At 68.2% G+C, this 18730-nt stretch carries 19 protein-coding genes; 11 read left to right on the forward strand and 8 right to left on the reverse strand.

What is annotated here, in order from left to right; genetic code table 11:
* Nucleotides 1–221 precede the first annotated feature (221 nt).
* Entirely contained in the window at nucleotides 222–806 is a 585-nt protein-coding gene (locus DIE22_RS32135; RefSeq protein ID WP_124606945.1) for a hypothetical protein, read from the forward strand.
* A gap of 113 nt (nucleotides 807–919) precedes the next feature.
* Nucleotides 920–2341, forward strand: a complete 1422-nt coding sequence (locus tag DIE22_RS32140; RefSeq protein ID WP_124606946.1) for a sigma-54 dependent transcriptional regulator — start codon at nucleotides 920–922, stop codon at nucleotides 2339–2341.
* 24 nt (nucleotides 2342–2365) lie between these two features.
* On the opposite strand, the gene DIE22_RS32145 is transcribed toward DIE22_RS32140, so the two are convergent.
* Nucleotides 2366–2857, reverse strand: coding sequence for a hypothetical protein (locus tag DIE22_RS32145; RefSeq protein ID WP_124499217.1), 492 nt, complete (start codon nucleotides 2855–2857; stop codon nucleotides 2366–2368).
* 361 nt (nucleotides 2858–3218) lie between these two features.
* Between DIE22_RS32145 and DIE22_RS32155 the strand changes: the two genes are divergently transcribed.
* Nucleotides 3219–3896 (forward strand): response regulator transcription factor, encoded by a 678-nt coding sequence (locus DIE22_RS32155; protein WP_124499216.1) that lies wholly within the window; start codon nucleotides 3219–3221, stop codon nucleotides 3894–3896.
* 123 nt (nucleotides 3897–4019) lie between these two features.
* On the opposite strand, the gene DIE22_RS32160 is transcribed toward DIE22_RS32155, so the two are convergent.
* Nucleotides 4020–5573: a methyl-accepting chemotaxis protein gene (locus tag DIE22_RS32160; protein ID WP_124606947.1), complete on the reverse strand. Its 1554-nt coding sequence runs from the start codon at nucleotides 5571–5573 to the stop codon at nucleotides 4020–4022.
* Between the two features lie 257 nt (nucleotides 5574–5830).
* Between DIE22_RS32160 and panE the strand changes: the two genes are divergently transcribed.
* From panE to DIE22_RS32200, 8 genes are all read left to right on the forward strand, one after another.
* On the forward strand, nucleotides 5831–6769 hold the full coding sequence (gene panE, locus DIE22_RS32165; protein ID WP_124606948.1) for a 2-dehydropantoate 2-reductase: 939 nt from the start codon (nucleotides 5831–5833) through the stop codon (nucleotides 6767–6769).
* A gap of 314 nt (nucleotides 6770–7083) precedes the next feature.
* Complete coding sequence (locus tag DIE22_RS32170) at nucleotides 7084–8043, forward strand: AraC family transcriptional regulator (protein ID WP_124499213.1); 960 nt, start codon at nucleotides 7084–7086, stop codon at nucleotides 8041–8043.
* Between the two features lie 118 nt (nucleotides 8044–8161).
* Nucleotides 8162–9103 (forward strand): substrate-binding domain-containing protein, encoded by a 942-nt coding sequence (locus DIE22_RS32175; RefSeq protein ID WP_124606949.1) that lies wholly within the window; start codon nucleotides 8162–8164, stop codon nucleotides 9101–9103.
* Entirely contained in the window at nucleotides 9022–10686 is a 1665-nt protein-coding gene (locus DIE22_RS32180) for a sugar ABC transporter ATP-binding protein (RefSeq protein ID WP_409410207.1), read from the forward strand. Before DIE22_RS32175 ends, DIE22_RS32180 begins: the two co-directional genes overlap by 82 nt.
* On the forward strand, nucleotides 10673–11680 hold the full coding sequence (locus tag DIE22_RS32185; protein WP_124606951.1) for an ABC transporter permease: 1008 nt from the start codon (nucleotides 10673–10675) through the stop codon (nucleotides 11678–11680). The genes DIE22_RS32180 and DIE22_RS32185 overlap by 14 nt, the downstream gene beginning before the upstream one ends.
* Before the next feature lie 48 nt (nucleotides 11681–11728).
* Nucleotides 11729–12817 (forward strand): alcohol dehydrogenase catalytic domain-containing protein, encoded by a 1089-nt coding sequence (locus tag DIE22_RS32190; RefSeq protein ID WP_124606952.1) that lies wholly within the window; start codon nucleotides 11729–11731, stop codon nucleotides 12815–12817.
* Between the two features lie 31 nt (nucleotides 12818–12848).
* Complete coding sequence (locus DIE22_RS32195; protein ID WP_124606953.1) at nucleotides 12849–14396, forward strand: FGGY-family carbohydrate kinase; 1548 nt, start codon at nucleotides 12849–12851, stop codon at nucleotides 14394–14396.
* Complete coding sequence (locus DIE22_RS32200; RefSeq protein WP_124606954.1) at nucleotides 14393–15151, forward strand: SDR family oxidoreductase; 759 nt, start codon at nucleotides 14393–14395, stop codon at nucleotides 15149–15151. The genes DIE22_RS32195 and DIE22_RS32200 overlap by 4 nt, the downstream gene beginning before the upstream one ends.
* Before the next feature lie 100 nt (nucleotides 15152–15251).
* On the opposite strand, the gene DIE22_RS38385 is transcribed toward DIE22_RS32200, so the two are convergent.
* The 6 genes from DIE22_RS38385 to DIE22_RS32225 all read right to left on the reverse strand — a co-directional run bounded on the left by DIE22_RS38385 (nucleotide 15252) and on the right by DIE22_RS32225 (nucleotide 18728).
* Nucleotides 15252–15395 carry a hypothetical protein gene (locus DIE22_RS38385; protein ID WP_006752960.1) on the reverse strand — a complete coding sequence of 48 codons (144 nt, stop codon included), beginning with the start codon at nucleotides 15393–15395 and terminating at the stop codon, nucleotides 15252–15254.
* 190 nt (nucleotides 15396–15585) lie between these two features.
* Nucleotides 15586–16170 (reverse strand): NTP transferase domain-containing protein, encoded by a 585-nt coding sequence (locus tag DIE22_RS32205; RefSeq protein ID WP_124499206.1) that lies wholly within the window; start codon nucleotides 16168–16170, stop codon nucleotides 15586–15588.
* Nucleotides 16171–16540: 370 nt separating this feature from the next.
* Nucleotides 16541–16936 (reverse strand): type II toxin-antitoxin system VapC family toxin, encoded by a 396-nt coding sequence (locus DIE22_RS32210; protein WP_124606979.1) that lies wholly within the window; start codon nucleotides 16934–16936, stop codon nucleotides 16541–16543.
* On the reverse strand, nucleotides 16933–17172 hold the full coding sequence (locus tag DIE22_RS32215) for a type II toxin-antitoxin system Phd/YefM family antitoxin (protein ID WP_010089452.1): 240 nt from the start codon (nucleotides 17170–17172) through the stop codon (nucleotides 16933–16935). Before DIE22_RS32215 ends, DIE22_RS32210 begins: the two co-directional genes overlap by 4 nt.
* A 120-nt stretch (nucleotides 17173–17292) precedes the next feature.
* A complete protein-coding gene (locus tag DIE22_RS32220) occupies nucleotides 17293–17976 on the reverse strand; it encodes a Fe2+-dependent dioxygenase (protein WP_124606955.1) in 684 nt (227 codons plus the stop codon).
* Nucleotides 17973–18728, reverse strand: coding sequence for a tetratricopeptide repeat protein (locus tag DIE22_RS32225; RefSeq protein ID WP_124606956.1), 756 nt, complete (start codon nucleotides 18726–18728; stop codon nucleotides 17973–17975). Before DIE22_RS32225 ends, DIE22_RS32220 begins: the two co-directional genes overlap by 4 nt.
* Nucleotides 18729–18730: the final 2 nt, after the last annotated feature.

The raw sequence follows: 18730 nt of genomic DNA on the forward strand, positions 1-18730 counted from the left end.
CGCCCCCGCCGCCCGCGGGGCCCTGCCGGCCCCGCCCCTCACCCGGCTCGCCCCCGCGTTAAACCGCCGGGGGCCCGGCCGGCCGTGCCGCGCCCCGGCGGGGCGCACGAGAGCCGTCGGGATTCGCTGTGCGATGCACGTTGCAAGTTTGACGGGTGTTGGTCCCATCCCCGAGGTCAACACCTCTTTTTGCCTGACGAGGGTACGAGGAGGCCTCAATCATGAGGATCTTTTTGGTCGCTCTGCTGCTGTACGGCACACAAGCCGCCGCACAGTCGGTTTTCCGGAACCCTGCGGTCTTCGTCATCCTGAGCGAGCAGACCCTCGCGAACGCCGCGAGCGTTCAGCAGGCGCTGACGACGCTCGGCCGTCCGGACAACACGGCATGCGTGCCGATGATGATGGTCGGCGACCCGCAGATGATTTACATGATGCCGGAGGAAGGGCACGCGCCGTCGTGGCAATCGCCGGTGTACGGTCGCGGCGCGCCGTTCGAGGCGCAGAACGGGCCGGCCCCGACCGGCAAGACGGTCGGGGCGATGCAGCACGCGGAGGACATGCGGACGCAGCCTTGGAGCGACAGCAGCGCGATCACGCAGAAGATCGCCGGCGAGCCGAGCCTGTCCGCGTCGGCGCGGGTCAGCGACTGGCAACGCAAGGGGCTGAACACGATCGAGACGGCGCCTGCGACGGAGGTGACGGTGAACGGAAAGACCTACCGCACCTATCGCGAAGACCTCAACCAGGCCGCGCGGCCCGTCGTCGAACCGCAGATCTACACGCAGCGTGTCGTGTTCTGCCGATGACGAAACTTTCCCGAGCGGAGAGGCCGGCAGCGGTAGCGCGCGGGCAGGGAGGCCCGTCGCGCACCGGTGCGCGACGCCCGCTCCGCCAGACAACCCTACGCGGCGAGGCCATCATGAACCATTGCTGCCCGATCAGACTGTCAGGCCCGCAGGAGGGCGAACGGGCCGCATGCCCGAGCCCGTTCGTCGCGCTCCGGCTTCACCATACCGTGCCGTCGCGCCCGCTCGTGTATCTGTCGCAGCATCCCGACGCGGGGCTCGTCGACTGTCTCGCATCGCGCGGCTGGGACGTGCGGCGCGCGAAATCCGTTGCGGACGCACTCAATCTCGTGAAGGCGAACCGCCTGCATGCGGGCATCGTCGATTTCGGCGACTTCGCGTCACCCGACGTCGCGTCGTTCGAGGCGCTGCTGCGCGATTCGCGTATCGGCTGGGTCGCGCTCGCCGACGACGCGCGGCTGCGCGACGCCACCATCGCGCGCCTGATCCGCCAGTGCTGCTTCGGTTACGTGCGCAATGCGTCGGCCTGCACGACGATCGGCTATCTCGTCGGCCATGCGTACGGGATGCTGAAACTGGCGGACAGCGAACCGGCCGTCGATGCCGCGCCGCCCGGCGGTGCGATGATCGGCGCATGCGACGCGATGCGCCGCCTGTTCGCGACGATCCGCAAGATCGCGAACACCGAGGCCACCGTGTTCATCGCCGGTGAATCCGGGACCGGCAAGGAACTGACCGCGGCGGCGATCCACCAGCATTCGTCGCGCGCCGACGCGCCGTTCGTCGCCGTGAATTGCGCGGCCATTCCGTCGACGCTGCTGCAGGCCGAGCTGTTCGGACATGAGCGCGGCGCGTTTACCGGCGCGCACCAGCGCAAGATCGGCCGCATCGAGTCCGCGCACGGCGGCACGCTGTTTCTCGACGAAATCGGCGACATGCCGTTCGAGAGCCAGGCGAGCCTGCTGCGGTTCCTGCAGGAGGGCAAGATCGAGCGGCTCGGCGGGCGCGCGTCGATTCCGGTGGACGTGCGGATCGTGTCCGCGACCCACGTCGATCTCGAGGCCGCGATGCAGGCGGGGCGGTTTCGTGCGGACCTGTATTACCGCCTGTGCGTGCTGCGCATCGACGAGCCGCCGCTGCGCGCGCGCGGCCGCGACATCATGCTGCTCGCCGACCACGTGCTGCGGCGTTATCGCGGCGACGGCTCGCACCGGATTCGCGGCTTCATGCCGTGCGCGATCGAGGCGATCCACAGCTATGCGTGGCCGGGCAACGTGCGCGAACTGATCAACCGGATCCGCTTCGCGGTCGTGATGACGAACGGCCCGCTGATCTCGGCCGTCGATCTCGAACTGAACCAGTACACGTCGCACCGGCCGCCGACGCTCGCCGACGCGCGCAGGCAGGCCGAGCGGCGCACGATCGAGGAAACGCTGCTGCGGCATCGGCACCAGCATGCCGACGTCGCGGCGGAACTCGGGATTTCGCGCGCGACGCTGTACCGCCTGATGAGCGCGCACGGCCTGCACGGCTGACGCCGGTTGCGCCGGCGCGTGGCGTCAGGCCGGCCGTTCGAAGCCCGATTCGACCCAGCGCGCGGCGCTGGCCTTGTTGAGCTTGAACCCGGCGGACACCTTCGCGTCGGCCAGCAGCTCGCCGTACGGGTCGAACGCCTTCAGTTGCGCATACGGCTCGAATTCGTCCGGCACGATGTCGAGCGTCACCGACACATCCTGCCCGTCGTCGTCCTGGACCGTCACTTCCTTGTGCAGCATCGCGCGGCGCTGCTGCTCGTGACGCATCAGCACCTCGGTCGCGGTCTTCACCAGCGTGCGGAACGCGTTCGCGTCCATCGGCTTCGGGTTCTTCTTGTCGCGGCCCATCGTCCACGGGCCGACGAGCGCGGGCTCGGCTTCGCCGTCCTTGATCATCTCGACGGCCCAGCCGTCGTCGTCTTCGTTCTTGATGATGCGGGCCGTCCAGCCGTTGTCGCGCCAGAGGCCGTCTTCGTGGAGGGTGGTGTCGTCGGATTGCAGATCGGATTCGGTCATGGAGGAAGCGCGGCGAACGAGCGGGGCGCGCGGCCGGGAGCGGCGCGCTGCCCGCGGCCGGTCGCCCGGAGTGGCATGCAAAGGCCGCAATTTTAACCCGCGGGCCGTCCGTGCGGCCCGCGCCGCCCGCAACGTCGGCCGTCCGGCCGACTCAGGCCGCCGCCGAACGGTCGGACCGGCGCAAATATCAAACTCGTATTACGTTCCCGCAGGCCAATCTATACGCCGTCCGATATCCCGGCGGAGCGCCGCTTCCTAGAATAACGACCGGGATAAAAATATCCCGAACGTCCAACCAACGCCGATCCGGCCGCGCGCGCATGTCGCGCCGCGCGGCCCGGCGAACCTTCTGGAACTGCGCATGGGGAAATTCAGTATTCGCACTGTGTTCGCGTACGACTGGCCGCTGACACTGGCGGGCATGGAGCACATTGCCGGCAACGCGTGCGCGATCGATCTCGTCGGCGTCTCCCGGACGCCGGGCGAACTGGTCGAGGCGCTCGGCAGCATCGACTGCGACATCGCGCTGGTCGACTACGCGATCGGCCGCGACGCGCAGATGGACGGCCTCGCGCTGTTCGACTGGCTGCGCCGCTCGCGCCCGAACGTCGGGATCGTCGTGCTGGTCGGGAACGAGAATCCGGTGATCTTCCGCTCGATCCTCGCGCAAGGCGGCGCGAGCCTCGTCAGCAAGTTCGACGACGTCGGCCACATCGTCACCGCGATCCATTCGAGCTACAGCGGCGGGCGCTACCTGTCACCGCTCGTCCGGCGCGCGCTCGAGGCGCTCGCCGAGCACGACCAGCCGCCGGTGAAGCTGTCGACGCGCGAAATCGAGGTGATTCGCCTCTATCTGGCCGGCGTGCCGATCAAGACGATTGCGCAGCGGCTGAACAAGGGGAAGCAGACGGTCAGTGCGCAGAAGATCAGCGCGATGAAGAAACTTGGCGTGACCAACGACATCGAGCTGGTCCAGCGGGCGGCCGGGCTGGGGTTCGGTGGCGGCAAGGCCGTGAGCCGGCCGGCCGGCGCTGGGTAGGCGTGAAAGAGGCGTGAAAGAGGCGCGGGTCGGGCAGGGGCCGGCACCGCGCGGCGCCGGCCCGTCAGGTGGAATCCGCCCGAATCGGCGGGATTCGGCCGGATTCGGCCGGATTCGGCGATGTCAGGCCGGCAATGCGAATCGCGTGACCGCGTCGCGCAGCGCTTCGGCCTGGTCGCGCAGCGAATGCGCGGCGGCCGCGGCTTCCTCGACGAGTGCCGCGTTCTGCTGCGTGACCTGGTCCATCTCGCCCACCGCACGGTTGACCTGCTCGATTCCCGCGCTCTGCTCGCGCGACGCGTGGCTGATCTCGTCGAGGATTTCGTTCACGCGCCGCACCGACTGCACGATTTCGGCCATCGTCTCGCCCGCGTGCGTGACGAGCGTCGCGCCGTGCTCGACGGTTTCGTTCGATGACACGATCAGCGACTTGATCTCCTTCGCAGCCGTCGCCGAGCGTTGCGCGAGGGAGCGCACCTCGGCCGCGACCACCGCGAAGCCGCGGCCCTGTTCACCCGCGCGTGCCGCTTCGACGGCTGCGTTCAGCGCGAGGATGTTGGTCTGGAACGCGATCCCGTCGATCACGCCGATGATGTCGCCGATCTTGTGCGAGCGGTCGGTGATCTCGTTCATCGTGCGCACGACATCGTCGACCACCTCGCTGCCGCGCGTCGCGACCTGCGCGGCCTGGCCGGCAAGCGTCGCGGCCTGGGCGGCGCTGTCCGCGTTCTGCTTCACGTTCGCGGTCATCTGGTCCATGCTCGACGCGGTCTGCACGAGCGCGGCCGCCTGTTCCTCGGTGCGCTGCGACAGGTCGGTGTTGCCCGACGCGATCTCGCTCGCGCCGACGTTGATGTTTTCCGTGCCCATCCGCACGCGCGACACCATGTCGATCAGCCCGGCCTGCATTGTATGCAGTGCATGCAGCAGGCTGCCGCGATCGTCCTGCTTCACGTTCACGCGCGCGGTCAGGTCGCCCTGCGCGATCCGCTGCGCGGCGTCGAGCGCGACTTCGAGTTCGCCGCCGAGGTTCGCGCGCACGCTTTTCAGCACGAGCACCATCACGGCGGTCGCGATCGCGCCGAGCACGGCCGTCATCGCGAGCCAGCGGCCGACGCTCGCGAGCACGGTCGAACGCACGTCGTCCATGTACATGCCCGTCACCAGATACCAGTCCCACGGCGCGAAGCGCTGCACCGCGCTGGTCTTGTCCTGCGGCTTGTCGGCGCCCGGCTTCGGCCACAGATACTCGACGAAGCCCTTGCCGCCTTCCCCGTTGCCGGCCTTCACGATCTCGACGAACAGGTGCTTGCCGTTCGGGTCCGTGAAATTCGACACGTCCTTGCCGTTGAGTTCGGTCTTGATCGGATGCATCACGATCACCGGCTTCGAGTCGTTGATCGAGATGTAGCCGTCAGTGCCGTAGCGCATCGCGGCGATGGCCTCGAGCGCCTTCTGCCTGGCGTCGGCTTCCGGCAATGCATTCTGCTGTGACAGCTTGTAGTAATGGTCGGCGACGTTCGTCGCCTGCGCGACCAGCGACGCAAGCTGGTCGCGGCGGTCCGTGATCATCGACGCGCGCGTCTGCCATGCGCCGATGCCGGCGATCACGAGCAGGCCGAGCCACAGAATGACGATCATCGAGGCGAGTTTCTGATTCAGGGAAAGGGTGCGCATGAGTAGTGAGGTCGGTCGGTCGAACAAGCGCGCCGGGACGGCGTGAGGGGATAACTCTTTGACGGCACGCAGCGCACGTTGCCGTAGGCGGGAAATCCCTGAGAAACGGCAGCGGTTCGATACCGTGGAGCGCGGTGCGGGCATCCATGCATATACATAGTCGGCGTCGCTATACTGTCGGGCGATGACGGTTGCGTGTCGTGCCCGGACGGTCGGGCGCGGGCGGCGGCGTCGAACGAACCCGAAAGGAGGCAGCGATGCGAATTCTGGTGGTGGGGGCCGGCGCGGTCGGCGGATACTTCGGCGGCCGGCTCGCGGCGGCGGGGCGCGACGTGACGTTCCTGGTGCGCGACGGCCGCGCGGCCGCGCTTGCGCGCGACGGGCTCCTGATCCGCAGCCCGCGCGGCGACCTGACGCTCGCGAACGTGCAGACGCTGCGCGCGAGCGATGCGGCCGCGCCGTTCGACCTGGTGCTGCTGAGCTGCAAGGCCTACAGCCTCGACGATGCGATCGCGTCGTTCGCGCCGTTCGTCGGGCCGTCGACGCTGATCCTGCCGATGCTCAACGGGATGCGCCATCTCGACGTGCTGCGCGACCGGTTCGGTGCCGCGCAGGTGCTGGGCGGCCTGTGCGTGATCGCGGCGACGCTCGATCGCGAGCAGCGGATCATGCACCTGAACGACACGCACGGGCTGTCGTTCGGCGAGCTCGCCGGCGGCGCATCAGCGCGCGTGCGCGCGGTGGCCGACGTGCTCGGCGGCGCGGGGTTCGATGCGACGCTCAGCGAGGACATCGTCGCGCGGATGTGGGACAAGTGGGTGTTCCTCGCGACGCTCGCGGCGAGCACGTCGCTGTTTCGCGGTTCGATCGGCGACGTTCTCGCCGCGCCGGACGGCCGCCGCCTGCTCGAGACGATGCTCGACGAATGCAGCGCGATCGCCGCGCACAACGGTCACCGGCCCGATCCGGCCGCGATCGGGCGGATGCAGCGGATGGTGCTGACGCCATCGCCGCTGACCGCATCGATGCTGCGCGACGTCGAGAACCGCGCGCGCGTCGAAGCCGATCACGTGATCGGCGACCTGCTCGCGCGCCGCGATCCGCAGGCGGCGGATGCGCTGTCGCTGCTGCGAATCGCGTACAACCATCTGAAGACGTACGAGACGCGTGCCGCGCGGGAAAGCGCGGCTGCATAACGCGGCTGCATAACGCGGCGGGATAAGCTCGGCTGGATAAGCGCGGTTGCGGCCGCGCCTGACCCGCGTTTCCGGGTACGCGTGGCGGCCGCCGTTCCCGTCGTTCCGCACTGCACAATCTTGCCGTCCGGCGCCGTTTCGGCCCGCAACCCGCAAAAAAGTATCGAAAATCAGGCGTAAAGTTGGTGGAGCCGTGCGCGCGATCGACCTACATTGCTTCCCATGCGACCGGTCACGTCGCCGCACGATTCCGCGGCGTACGGACGAACCGCCGAACGGCCCGGTCAGCGATACATGGGAATGGAGACGCCACGATGATGCACCCCGATCTGGAAGTGGTCGAAGTGCGACGCGACGAGTCGTTCAAGGTCTGGTCGCACGGCTATCCGTATCGCACGATCCGCTGGCATTTTCATCCCGAATTCGAACTGCACCTGATCGTCGCGACGCGCGGCAAGTATTTCGTCGGCGACCACATCGGCTCGTTCGGCCCCGGTCATCTCGTGCTGCTCGGCCCGAACCTGCCGCACAACTGGGTCAGCGACATGGCCGAAGGCGAAACCGTCGAGCGCCGCAATCTGGTGATCCAGTTCGATCCGTCGTTCGTGCGACGCTGCATGGACGCATTTCCCGAATGCCGCGATGCGCAGGCGCTGCTCGACGACGCGCGACGCGGTGTCGGCTTCGACGACGACACGAGCGCGGCGATCGCGCCGCTGTTCGACGAACTGCTGACGGCACGCGGCATGCGTCGCATCGCGCTGTTCATGACGATCCTCGAGCGGCTGTGCGGCGCGGCCGAGCGCACGCTGCTCGCGAGCCCCGCATACGACCAGGCGCACGTGAGCCCGACGCGGCTCAGCCATGCGCTGTCGTACATCGGCAAGAACCTTGCGTCCGAACTGCGCGAATCGGATCTCGCGCAGCTGACCGGGCAGAGCGTCAGCGCGTTCTCGCGCGCGTTTCACCGCCATACCGGCTTGCCGTTCGTCCAGTACGTGAACCGTCTGCGGATCGAGTCCGCGTGCCAGATGCTGCTCGCCGACGATGCGAACATCACCGACATCTGCTTCCAGGCCGGCTTCAACAACGTGTCCAACTTCAACCGCCAGTTCCGCGCGGTGAAGGGGATGGCGCCGTCCGAATTCCGCGCGCTGCAACGCCTGAACGCACGCAGCCGCGAACTCGCGCTGCACGCGGCGCCCACCGGCAACCCGATGCCGCCGCGCGTGATCACGCCCGGCGCGCCTGCGCTCGCACCGCAGCCGGGATGATCGCCGGGCCTTCGCCCGCCTGAGCTTTCCTTGCCGTTTCACCCAGCCAATCGCGCCGTTCGCGTCGCGAGGGGCTCGCTCATCCACGAAAAAGCCGCACATAACCGGAGACACCGTCATGACGCACGCATCGCCCGCTTCACCCCGTCGCCGCGCCGCCTTCATTGCGGCGGCTGCCACGGTCACGGTCGCAGCCTTGTTCCCGATGGTCACGCATGCCGCGCCGCTGCGGATCGGCATGACGTTCCAGGAACTGAACAACCCGTACTTCGTGACGATGCAGAAGGCGTTGAACGACGCGGCCGCGTCGATCGGCGCGCAGGTCGTGGTCACCGACGCGCATCACGACGTCAGCAAGCAGGTCAGCGACGTCGAGGACATGCTGCAGAAGAAGATCGACATCCTGCTCGTGAACCCGACCGATTCGACCGGTATCCAGTCCGCGATCACGCAGGCGAAGAAGGCCGGCGCGGTGGTCGTGGCCGTCGACGCGAACGCGAACGGCCCGGTCGATTCGTTCGTCGGCTCGAAGAACTACGACGCGGGCGTGATGTCGTGCGAATACCTCGCGAAGGCGATCGGCGGCAGCGGCGAGGTGGCGATCCTCGACGGCATTCCGGTCGTGCCGATTCTCGAACGCGTGCGCGGCTGCAAGGCCGGGCTCGCGAAATTCCCGAACGTGAAACTGGTCGACACGCAGAACGGCAAGCAGGAGCGCGCAACCGCGCTGTCGGTGACGGAGAACATGATGTCCGCGCATCCGAACCTGAAGGGCATCTTCAGCGTGAACGACGGCGGCTCGATGGGCGCGCTCGCCGCGATCGAGGGTTCCGGCAAGGACATCAAGCTGACGAGCGTCGACGGCGCGCCCGAGGCGATCGCCGCGATCCAGAAGCCGAATTCGAAGTTCATCGAGACGACCGCGCAGTTTCCGGCCGACCAGGTGCGCATCGCGCTCGGCATCGCGATCGCGCGCAAGTGGGGCGCGACGGTGCCGAAGGCGATTCCGGTCGACGTGAAGGTCGTCGATCGCGGCAATGCGAAGGGGTTCAGCTGGTGAACGGCGCGCAACGCGACGTGGAGGGCGGCGGCTCGGTCGCGGCCCTTCGCACGGAGAAGCCGATGGACACGATACTCAGGCTCAGCCATATCACCAAGCGCTTTCCCGGCGTGCAGGCGCTGTCGGACATTCATCTCGAGATCGCACGCGGCGAGGTGCACGCCCTGCTCGGCGAGAACGGCGCCGGCAAGTCGACGCTGATGAAGATCCTTTGCGGGATCCATCAGCCCGATGCCGGCACGATCGAGATCGACGGCGCCGCGCGGCATTTCGCGAGTTATCACGACGCGGTCGCGGCCGGCGTCGGCATCGTGTTCCAGGAGTTCAGCCTGATTCCGCACCTCGATGCCGTCGACAACCTGTTCCTCGGCCGCGAACTGCGCACGCGCTGGGGCGGGCGCGACCGCGCGCGGATGCGCCGCACGGCGGCCGGCATCTTCGCGCGGCTCGGCGTGTCGATCGATTTCGATGCGCCGCTGCGCACGCTGTCGGTCGCGCAGCAGCAGTTCGTCGAGATCGGCAAGGCGCTGTCGCTCGACGCGCGCATCCTGATCCTCGACGAGCCGACCGCGACGCTCACGCCGGCCGAGGCCGGACACCTGTTTGCGATCATGCGCGAGCTGAAGCGGCAGGGCGTCGCGATGATCTTCATCTCGCATCACCTCGACGAGATTTTCGCGGTATGCGATCGCATCACGGTGCTGCGCGACGGCCGGCATGTCGCGACCACCGAAGTCGCGCGCACGGACGTCGAGCAACTGGTGCGCATGATGGTTGGTCGCCGGCTCGAGAGCAGCTTTCCGCCGAAGCCGGCGTGGTCGGCCGATGCGCCGGCCGTGCTCGAAGTCGACGCGCTGCAGATCGAGCGCGACGGCCCGGTAAACCGCTTCGCGCTGCATGCGGGTGAAATCCTGGGCTTTGCCGGCCTCGTCGGCTCCGGCCGCACCGAGACCGCGCTCGCGGTGATTGGCGCGACGCGCGCGCACCGCAAGGACGTGCGCGTGCGCGGCGCGGCGGCGAAGCTCGCCGATCCGGCCGATGCGCTGCGCGCGGGCATCGGCCTGCTGCCGGAAAGCCGCAAGACGGAAGGGCTCGTCACGTCGTTCTCGATCCGCGACAACATCTCGCTGAACAACCTCGGCAAGTACCGGTCGCTGCGCTGGCTGATCGACCGGCGCGGCGAGGCGCGCACGACGCACGACGTGATGCGGCGCGTCGGCGTGAAGGCGCCGTCGATCCACACCGAGGTCGCGACGCTGTCCGGCGGCAACCAGCAGAAGGTCGTGATCGCGCGCTGGCTGAACCACCACGCGACCGTGCTGATCTTCGACGAGCCCACGCGCGGCATCGACGTCGGCGCGAAAGCCGAAATCTACGGGCTGATGCGCGAACTCACCGCGCGCGGCCACGCCATCATCATGATCTCGTCCGAGTTGCCGGAAATCGTCGGCATGTGCGATCGCGTCGCCGTGTTCCGGCAGGGGCGCATCGAAGCGACGCTCGCAGGCGACGAGATCGATCCCGATACGGTCATGACCCATGCCACGGCCGGCACGCGAGGAGCGACCCATGAACCTGCCTGAATCTTCTTCCACGCCTTCCACGACGCTCGCGGCCGCGGCCGCCGATGCGCCGCCGCCACGCGCGATGTGGACGCAGCTGCGGCGCTCGACGCTGTTCTATCCGCTCGTCGGCCTGATCGCCGTATGCGTCGCGATGATGATCGCGAGCCCGAGCTTCCTGTCCGCCGCGAATCTCGAGAACGTGCTGCGCCAGGTGTCGATCAACGCGATCATCGCGGTTGGCATGACCTGCGTGATCCTGACCGGCGGGATCGACCTGTCGGTCGGCTCGGTGATGGCGCTGTCCGGCACGCTCGCGGCCGGGCTGATGGTCGCGGGCGTGAACGCGGTTGCCGCGCTTGCGATCGGCATCGCGGTCGGCCTCGGTTTCGGCTTCCTGAACGGCGTGTTCGTCGCGTTCGCGGGGATGCCGCCGATCATCGTCACGCTCGCGACGATGGGCATCGCGCGCGGCCTCGCGCTGATCTACACGGGCGGCTATCCGATCGACGGGCTGCCCGACTGGGTCGCGTTCTTCGGCAGCGGCAAGGTGCTCGGCATCCAGGCGCCCGTGCTGATCATGCTGGCCGTCTATGCGATCGCGTGGCTGCTGCTCGACCGGATGCCGTTCGGCCGCTACGTGTACGCGATCGGCGGCAACGAGCAGGCGACGCGGCTCACCGGCGTGCGCGTCGCGCGCGTGAAGCTGATCGTCTACACGCTGGCCGGGCTCACGTCGGCGCTTGCCGCGATCGTGCTGACCGGGCGCCTGATGAGCGGGCAGCCGAACGCGGGCATCGGCTTCGAGCTCGACGCGATCGCGGCCGTCGTGATGGGCGGCACGTCGATCTCCGGCGGCCGCGGCGCGATTCTCGGCACGCTCGTCGGCGCACTGCTGCTCGGCGTGCTCAACAACGGGCTCAACATGGTCGGCGTGAACCCGTATGTGCAGAACGTGATCAAGGGCGGAATCATCCTGCTCGCGATCTACATCAGCCGCGAACGGTCGCGGTAACGCGTCATTCATCAGATATCCGAATCACTAACGGACGAGAAAACTTTCATGACGACACCCGAATCCCAGCCGCGCATGACCGCGGTGGTTTGCCACGGCCCGGAGGATTACCGCGTCGAACAGGTCGCGAAGCCGCGCGCGGGCCCGAACGAGCTCGTTATCCGCATCGCCGCATGCGGGATCTGCGCGAGCGATTGCAAGTGCTATACGGGCGCGAAGATGTTCTGGGGCGGACCGAGCCCGTGGGTGAAGGCCCCCGTGATACCCGGCCACGAATTCTTCGGCTACGTGGAGGCGCTCGGCGACGGCGCGGCCGAGCACTTCGGCGTGGCGGTGGGCGACCGCGTGATCGCCGAGCAGATCGTGCCGTGCGGCAAGTGCCGCTATTGCAAGTCGGGCCAGTACTGGATGTGCGAAGTGCACAACATCTTCGGCTTCCAGCGCGAGGTGGCCGACGGCGGGATGGCCGACTACATGCGCATTCCGCCGACGGCGATCGTGCACAAGATTCCGCTTGGCGTATCGCTCGAGGATGCGGCGATCATCGAGCCGCTGTCGTGCGCGATCCATACCGTGAACCGCGGCGACCTTCAGCTCGACGACGTCGTCGTGATCGCCGGCGCGGGCCCGCTCGGGCTGATGATGACGCAGGTCGCACACCTGAAGACGCCGAAGCAGCTCGTCGTGATCGACCTGATCGACGAGCGGCTCGAACTCGCGCGGCAATACGGCGCCGACGTGACGATCAACCCGAAGCGCGACGACGCGCGCGAGATCGTCCGCACGCTGACCGACGGCTACGGATGCGACGTGTACATCGAGACGACCGGTGTGCCGGTCGGCGTGAACCAGGGGCTCGAACTGATCCGCAAGCTCGGCCGCTTCGTCGAGTTCAGCGTGTTCGGCGAGGACACGACCGCCGACTGGTCGATCATCGGCGACCGCAAGGAGCTCGACGTGCGCGGCGCGCATCTGGGGCCATACTGTTATCCGGTCGCGATCGATTTGCTCGCGCGCGGGCTCGTCACGTCGAAAGGCATCGTCACGCACGGCTTCGCGCTCGAAGAGTGGGACGACGCGATCCGCGTCGCGAAATCGGCCGAATCGATCAAGGTGCTGCTGAAGCCGGCCCGTTGAACGCCGGCGCGTGCGCCTCACCGGAGACATCATGGAATACGTCATAGGCGTCGACATCGGCACGCAGAGCACCAAGGCGCTGCTCGTCGACCGGCACGGCACCATCGTCGCGCGCCGCTCGGCCGGCTACCAGCCCGACACGCCGCGCCCGCTGTGGGCCGAACAGTGGCCGCAGGTATGGTTCGACGCGGTGCTCGACTGCATCGCGGGCTGCGTGAGCGACGCGCGCGCGCGCGGCGTGCCGGCCGACGCGATCCGCGCCGTGTGCGTGAGCAGCCTGTACGGCGGCTCGGGCATTCCGGTCGATACCGACATGCGGCCGCTCCATCCGTGCCTGATCTGGATGGACCGGCGCGCGACCGCGGAAGTCGACTGGGTCAACGAACACGTGAACGTCGAGCGGCTGCGCGTGATCACCGGTAACGGCGTCGACAGCTACTACGGATTCACGAAGATGCTGTGGCTGCGCGAGCAGCGCCCGGACGTGTGGGCGAACGTGCGCTATTTCCTGCCGCCGAACGCCTACGTGATCTACCTGCTGACCGGCGAGGTCGCGGTCGACCACAGCTCGGCCGGGAACATCGGCGGCGTGTACGACGTCGCGCGCCGCGAGTGGTCCGACGACGCGCTCGACATGCTCGGCATCCCGGCGACGATGATGCCCGAGCGGCTCGTCGAGTCGACCGACGTCGTCGGCGGGCTGCTGTCGCAATGGACGGAGCAGCTCAGTTTGCCGGCCGGCACGCCGGTCGTCGCGGGCGGCGTGGATGCGGCCGTCGCCACCTTCGCGGCCGGCGCGACGCGCAGCGGGCAGCACGTCGCGATGATCGGCACCAGCATGTGCTGGGGCTATGTGAACCAGCACGTCGATGCGCGGCACGGGCTCGTCAGCATGCCGCACGTGTTCAACGGTCAGCGCGACCTGTACGTGTTCGGCGGCGCGATCACGGCCGGTGCGTCGGTCGCGTGGTTTCGCGATCAGTTTTGTCATGCGGAAATCGATGCGGCGAGGCTGCTGCCGCATGGCGATCCGCATGTGCTGCTCGAGGAAGCGGCCGAGCGCGTGCCGCCCGGCGCCGACGGCGTGCTGTTCCTGCCGTATTTGATGGGCGAACGCAGCCCGGTGTGGGATGCGAAGGCGAGCGGCGCGTTCGTCGGCCTGAGTCTCGCGCATACGCGTGCGCACCTGTATCGCGCGGTGCTCGAGGGCGTCGCGTTCGCGCTGCGGCACAACATCGAGGCCGGCCGGCGCGGCGCGGCGGCGCTGGACGACCGGCTGATCGTCGTGGGCGGCGCCGCGCATTCGGCGCTGTGGATGCAGATCGTCGCGGACGTGACGGGTTTTCCGGTATGGACGATCGAACAGGACGTCGAAGCCGCGATGGGCGCCGCGCTGCTCGCGGGCGTTGGCGCGGGACTCGTATCGCACGACGACGCGCAAGGCGGCTGGGTCACGCTCGTCGAACGCGCGCGGCCCGATGCGGGGCGCGCGAATGCGTATGCGGCGCGCTTCACGCGTTATACGGCGCTGTATCCGGCGCTCAAGCCGATCATGCACGCGCTGCGCACTTCACCATGAAGACACGATTCGATTTCAGCGGTTCAAGGGTGCTCGTCACCGGTGCGTCGAGCGGGATCGGGCGCGCCTGCGCGGTTGCGCTCGCCAATGCGGGCGCGCGCGTCGTCGCGGCGGGGCGCGATGCGGCCGCGCTCGATGTGCTGGCGGGTGAAATCGCCTGCGATACCTTGCGCATGGACATCGGGGGCGACGCACATGCGCTGGATGCGGCGCTCGCCACGCACGACGCGTTCGACGGGCTCGTCAATTGCGCGGGCGTCGCGTCGCTCGAACCGGCGCTCGAGGTCGATGCGGACAACTTCGATCGCGTGATGGCCGTCAATGCGCGCGGCGCGGCGCTCGTGGCGCGGGCCGTCGCGCGGAAGATGGTCGCGCGCGACGGGCGTGGCGCCGCGCATGCGCGGGGCAGCATCGTCAACGTATCGAGCCAGGCCGCGCTCGTCGGCCTGCCCGCGCATCTGAGCTATTGCGCGTCGAAGGCGGCGCTCGATGCGATCACCCGCGTGCTCTGCATCGAACTCGGGCCGCACGGGGTTCGCGTGAACAGCGTGAACCCGACCGTCACGCTCACGCCGATGGCGCGGTTTGCGTGGAGTGAGCCGGAGAAGCGTGCGCCGATGCTCGCGGCGATTCCGCTCGGGCGTTTCGCCGAGCCGGACGAGGTGGTCGAGCCGATCCTGTTCCTGCTCAGCGACGCGGCGTCGATGGTCAGCGGGGTGTCGCTGGCGATCGACGGCGGGTATACGGCGCGGTAGCGGGCGCGATGAAGCGGGGTGCGACCGGCGGTCGTCCCGCGCAGGCGCGTGCCGGATCAGGCCGAAAGGCGCGAGCGACGCGAAGCGGGCCGCGCGCGGGCTAGACAGGGTCCTTGCTCGGCGGTCCGTCGGGCTGCTGCGGGTTGTCGTGAGGATGCCCCGGCGGCGGTGGCGACAGCGGATCGTCTTCCGGATCGCGGTTCGGGTCGGCCGGGGGCTCGGGCATCGGGGTCGTGTGGTCCATGGGGAACTCGCGCAATGCGTGACGGCGGTGGCGCGGCGTGCGCCTCGTCTCCGTTATAGGCAATCGGGCGGGTGTTTGCAGCGGGATTCTGGCGGCGGCGTGCGGATTGCTCGAGATAGACGGCGTTTCGCGGGCAACGCGCCGGATTTCGCGACGACAGGCATGCGCGGTGCGGTCGGCGCGATTGGCGTCAGCGCAGATCCGCCGGCGTATCCACGTCGCGCAGGATGCCGGGATCCTCGACGGCGAGCAGGTTCACCGGCGCGCTGGCGAACAGCGCGCGGGCGCCCGTGTCGCCGTCGAGCGTGGCGAGCGCATCATAGTGGTGCACGGCGAAACCGACCGGATGGCCGCGCACGCCACGATGCGCGGGGGCGACGATCGACGCGTCGTCGGCATCGAGGGCTCGCGTGACTGCTTCGTAGGTGGACGGCGCGATCCACGGCATGTCGCCGAGCGCGACGAGCCAGCCGGTCGCTTCCGGCGTGGCGCGGACGCCGGCCGCCAGGCTCGCGCCCATGCCGCGCATCGCATCGGGCGCATAGACGACCTGGCAGCCGGCTTCGTTCAGCAGAATCGCGAGCTTTTCGGCGCCGGGGCGCACGACGGCGATCACGTCGGCCGTGGCCGCCGCGAGGCGACGGGCGGCCGCGACCGCAACCGGCGTGCCGTCGGGAAGCAGCGCGAGCAGCTTGCTGTGCAGACCGCTTGGGTCGAAGCGTTGACCGAGACCGCCGGCGAGCAGGACGCCGGTGGCGAGTGACGCATAGGACATCGGCGCGGGGGGAGGAAGGCAGGTGGGCCGATTGTGCGGGAGCGGGCGGGGATCGGCAAGTGCGGATGTTACCGACGTGCGGGCATTGCAGTCGGAAAGAATGTCAGTGGACGGCTTCGGCGAGCAAGCTTTCGCCGGTGGCGCGGTAAATGGCGTGCTATTCGCGTTGTATCGCGGACCATTGGCGGTTGCCGGACAACTCGCGCCGCCATTCGGACGGGTCATTCAATTTGTGAAGCAGGGGCGGGGTAGCGCGTCGATCGGTGGCTGACGGTTTCGCGCGACCGTCACATTCGGTTCGATCAGACGAATCGCCTGTCGAGTGGTGGCCGGGGGCCGTGTCGCGATTCGGCCAACGCGTATATGACGATCACCAAAGTGTCTTGACGTGCGCGTAAGCGCGGATCTTTTCGTCGCGGGTGACGAGCGGCGCGCCGAGCCGCCGCGCGGTGGCGACGATCATGCGGTCGGCCGGATCCTTGTGGAACGTGCCGGGCAGCGCGGTGGACTTCGCGGCGATGTCGGCGTCGACCGGCACGAAGCGCATGCCGTCGATTTGCGCGACCGTGGCGAGCCATGCATCGACGTCCATCGTCAGCGCGAGGCGCTCGTTGCGCACCAGCATCGCGATTTCCCATGCGGAGATCGCGGAAGCAGCGAGCGTACCTTCGCCGCGCGCGCGATCGATCGCGCTGCGAGCCTTCTTGCCGAGCGACGGATCGCCCGCCACCCACCACACCAATGCATGCGTATCCAGCACGATCACCGTGACGCCTCCCAATCATCTTCCGCAATCGGATCGAGAGGATTGTCGTAGCGCATGACCGAGCCGCGCAATATGTCCAACGGCTGAGCCTCGCGTGCGCGATACGGCCGGATCTCGAGCGTCGGCTTGCCGTGATCGGTGACGATGAGGCTTTCACCTGAAGCCTCGACGAGCCGGAAGTATTCGAGTGCGCGAGCCTTGAATTCGGATTTCGATACGGGTGCGTGCGGCATCATGATATGAGCATGGTCATTTGACGATGGTCATTTTAGACGCGCGTGGCGATCCGATGCAAGCGACGGCGGACCTCCCTCGACCGATGTTTTTCCGCACGGGTGCACCGCTACCGGTTTACCCTACGCATCCGCCCACTTCCTCAACAGGTTGTGATAAATCCCCGTCAATGAAATGACCATCGGATCCTTCGCGCCTTTTTCCGCGGACAGCGCCTGAATCTGCGTATCGAGCTGAAACAGCAGCGTGCGATCGCCATCGTCGCGCACCATGCTCTGGATCCAGAAGAACGACGCGACCCGCTCGCCGCGCGTAACAGGCGTCACCCGATGCAGGCTCGACGCCGGATACAGCACGAGATCGCCTGCCGGCAGCTTCGCGCGATGCACGCCATACGTATCTTCCACGCACAGCTCGCCGCCGTCGTACGCATCGGGCTCCTCGAGAAACAGCGTTGCCGACAGATCGCTGCGCACGCGAAAATCCGTGCCGCGCAGCAGCCGGATCGCGTTGTCGACATGCGTGCCGAACGTCTCGCCGCCTGAATAGCGATTGAACAGCGGCGGAAACACCTTCAGCGGCAGCGCCGCCGAAAAGAACAGCGCATGTCGCGCGAGCGCATCCTGGATCGCCTCGCCAAGCGCACGCGCGACGGGCGAGCCTTCCGGCAACTGCCGGTTGCGTTTCGCCAGCGCGGACTGCGCGCCGGACGTCGCGTTGCCGTCGACCCAGTCGGCGGTATCGAGCATGTCGCGGCATTGCGCGACCTGTGCCTTGGTCAGCACGCCGGGGATATGAAGCATCATGATTCGCATTCCATGCCGCGAGACGGCAACTGCAGTGCCGCCGCGCGCAACGCAGCGAGCGGCGACGACGCAAGATACGCGTGCATCTTCGCGACGAACGCAGGGGTGGCGGTGGCCGGCACACGCGCGAGCCAGGCGAGTGCCTCGTCGATGCGCCCGCGCTCGGCGAGCAGCCGCGCATAGTTGAACTGGCCGCGAAAATCGCCGGCCTCGGCCGCTCGGCGATAGTGGTCGAATGCGGTGTCGGCATCGACGGCCACGACCCAGCCATCCTCGTAGAAGCCGCCGATCAGGTTGATCGATTTCGCATGGCCGAGCGCGGCCGCACGGCGAAACCAGTCGAGCGCGGCGGCGCGGTCCGCGTCGACGCCGTTGCCGAGCGCGAGCGCCGTCGCGTAGTTGTACATGCCCCAGTGGAGCCCTGCCTGCGCGGCGAGCCGGTACCAGTACACGGCCACCGGCGCGCACGCGGCCGTGCCCCAGCCGAGCTCGTAGCAGCGGCCGAGCATGTTCATCGCCATCGGGTGGCCGGCTCGCGCCGCGTGCCGGAACCAGCCGAATGCGGCGGCCGGATCGCGCGCGACGCCATGCCCGTCGAGCAGGTACTGTCCATAGACGGCCTGTGCGTCGACGATCCCGTTGTCGGCGGCCGCCGCGACCCACGCGGCGGCGCGTTCGGGCGGCCCGGCCAGGATGGCGGCGAACTCGCGCGGCGACACCGACGCGAGCGCCTTCAGCGATACGGCCTCCATCG

Source organism: Burkholderia sp. Bp9142 (genome assembly GCF_003853415.1).
In the GTDB taxonomy this organism is placed as follows: domain Bacteria; phylum Pseudomonadota; class Gammaproteobacteria; order Burkholderiales; family Burkholderiaceae; genus Burkholderia.

Bases quoted from the DNA above. Each gene is read 5' to 3' on its own strand.
- DIE22_RS32190 (WP_124606952.1), top strand. From the start codon at position 11,729: ATGACGACACCCGAATCCCAGCCGCGCATGACCGCGGTGGTTTGCCAC.
- DIE22_RS32220 (WP_124606955.1), bottom strand. From the start codon at position 17,976: ATGATGCTTCATATCCCCGGCGTGCTGACCAAGGCACAGGTCGCGCAA.
- panE (WP_124606948.1), top strand. From the start codon at position 5,831: ATGCGAATTCTGGTGGTGGGGGCCGGCGCGGTCGGCGGATACTTCGGC.
- DIE22_RS32195 (WP_124606953.1), top strand. From the start codon at position 12,849: ATGGAATACGTCATAGGCGTCGACATCGGCACGCAGAGCACCAAGGCG.
- DIE22_RS32170 (WP_124499213.1), top strand. From the start codon at position 7,084: ATGATGCACCCCGATCTGGAAGTGGTCGAAGTGCGACGCGACGAGTCG.
- DIE22_RS32175 (WP_124606949.1), top strand. From the start codon at position 8,162: ATGACGCACGCATCGCCCGCTTCACCCCGTCGCCGCGCCGCCTTCATT.
- DIE22_RS32155 (WP_124499216.1), top strand. From the start codon at position 3,219: ATGGGGAAATTCAGTATTCGCACTGTGTTCGCGTACGACTGGCCGCTG.
- DIE22_RS32135 (WP_124606945.1), top strand. From the start codon at position 222: ATGAGGATCTTTTTGGTCGCTCTGCTGCTGTACGGCACACAAGCCGCC.
- DIE22_RS32145 (WP_124499217.1), bottom strand. From the start codon at position 2,857: ATGACCGAATCCGATCTGCAATCCGACGACACCACCCTCCACGAAGAC.
- DIE22_RS32160 (WP_124606947.1), bottom strand. From the start codon at position 5,573: ATGCGCACCCTTTCCCTGAATCAGAAACTCGCCTCGATGATCGTCATT.
- DIE22_RS32215 (WP_010089452.1), bottom strand. From the start codon at position 17,172: ATGATGCCGCACGCACCCGTATCGAAATCCGAATTCAAGGCTCGCGCA.
- DIE22_RS32200 (WP_124606954.1), top strand. From the start codon at position 14,393: ATGAAGACACGATTCGATTTCAGCGGTTCAAGGGTGCTCGTCACCGGT.
- DIE22_RS32140 (WP_124606946.1), top strand. From the start codon at position 920: ATGAACCATTGCTGCCCGATCAGACTGTCAGGCCCGCAGGAGGGCGAA.
- DIE22_RS32225 (WP_124606956.1), bottom strand. From the start codon at position 18,728: ATGGAGGCCGTATCGCTGAAGGCGCTCGCGTCGGTGTCGCCGCGCGAG.
- DIE22_RS38385 (WP_006752960.1), bottom strand. From the start codon at position 15,395: ATGGACCACACGACCCCGATGCCCGAGCCCCCGGCCGACCCGAACCGC.
- DIE22_RS32205 (WP_124499206.1), bottom strand. From the start codon at position 16,170: ATGTCCTATGCGTCACTCGCCACCGGCGTCCTGCTCGCCGGCGGTCTC.
- DIE22_RS32185 (WP_124606951.1), top strand. From the start codon at position 10,673: ATGAACCTGCCTGAATCTTCTTCCACGCCTTCCACGACGCTCGCGGCC.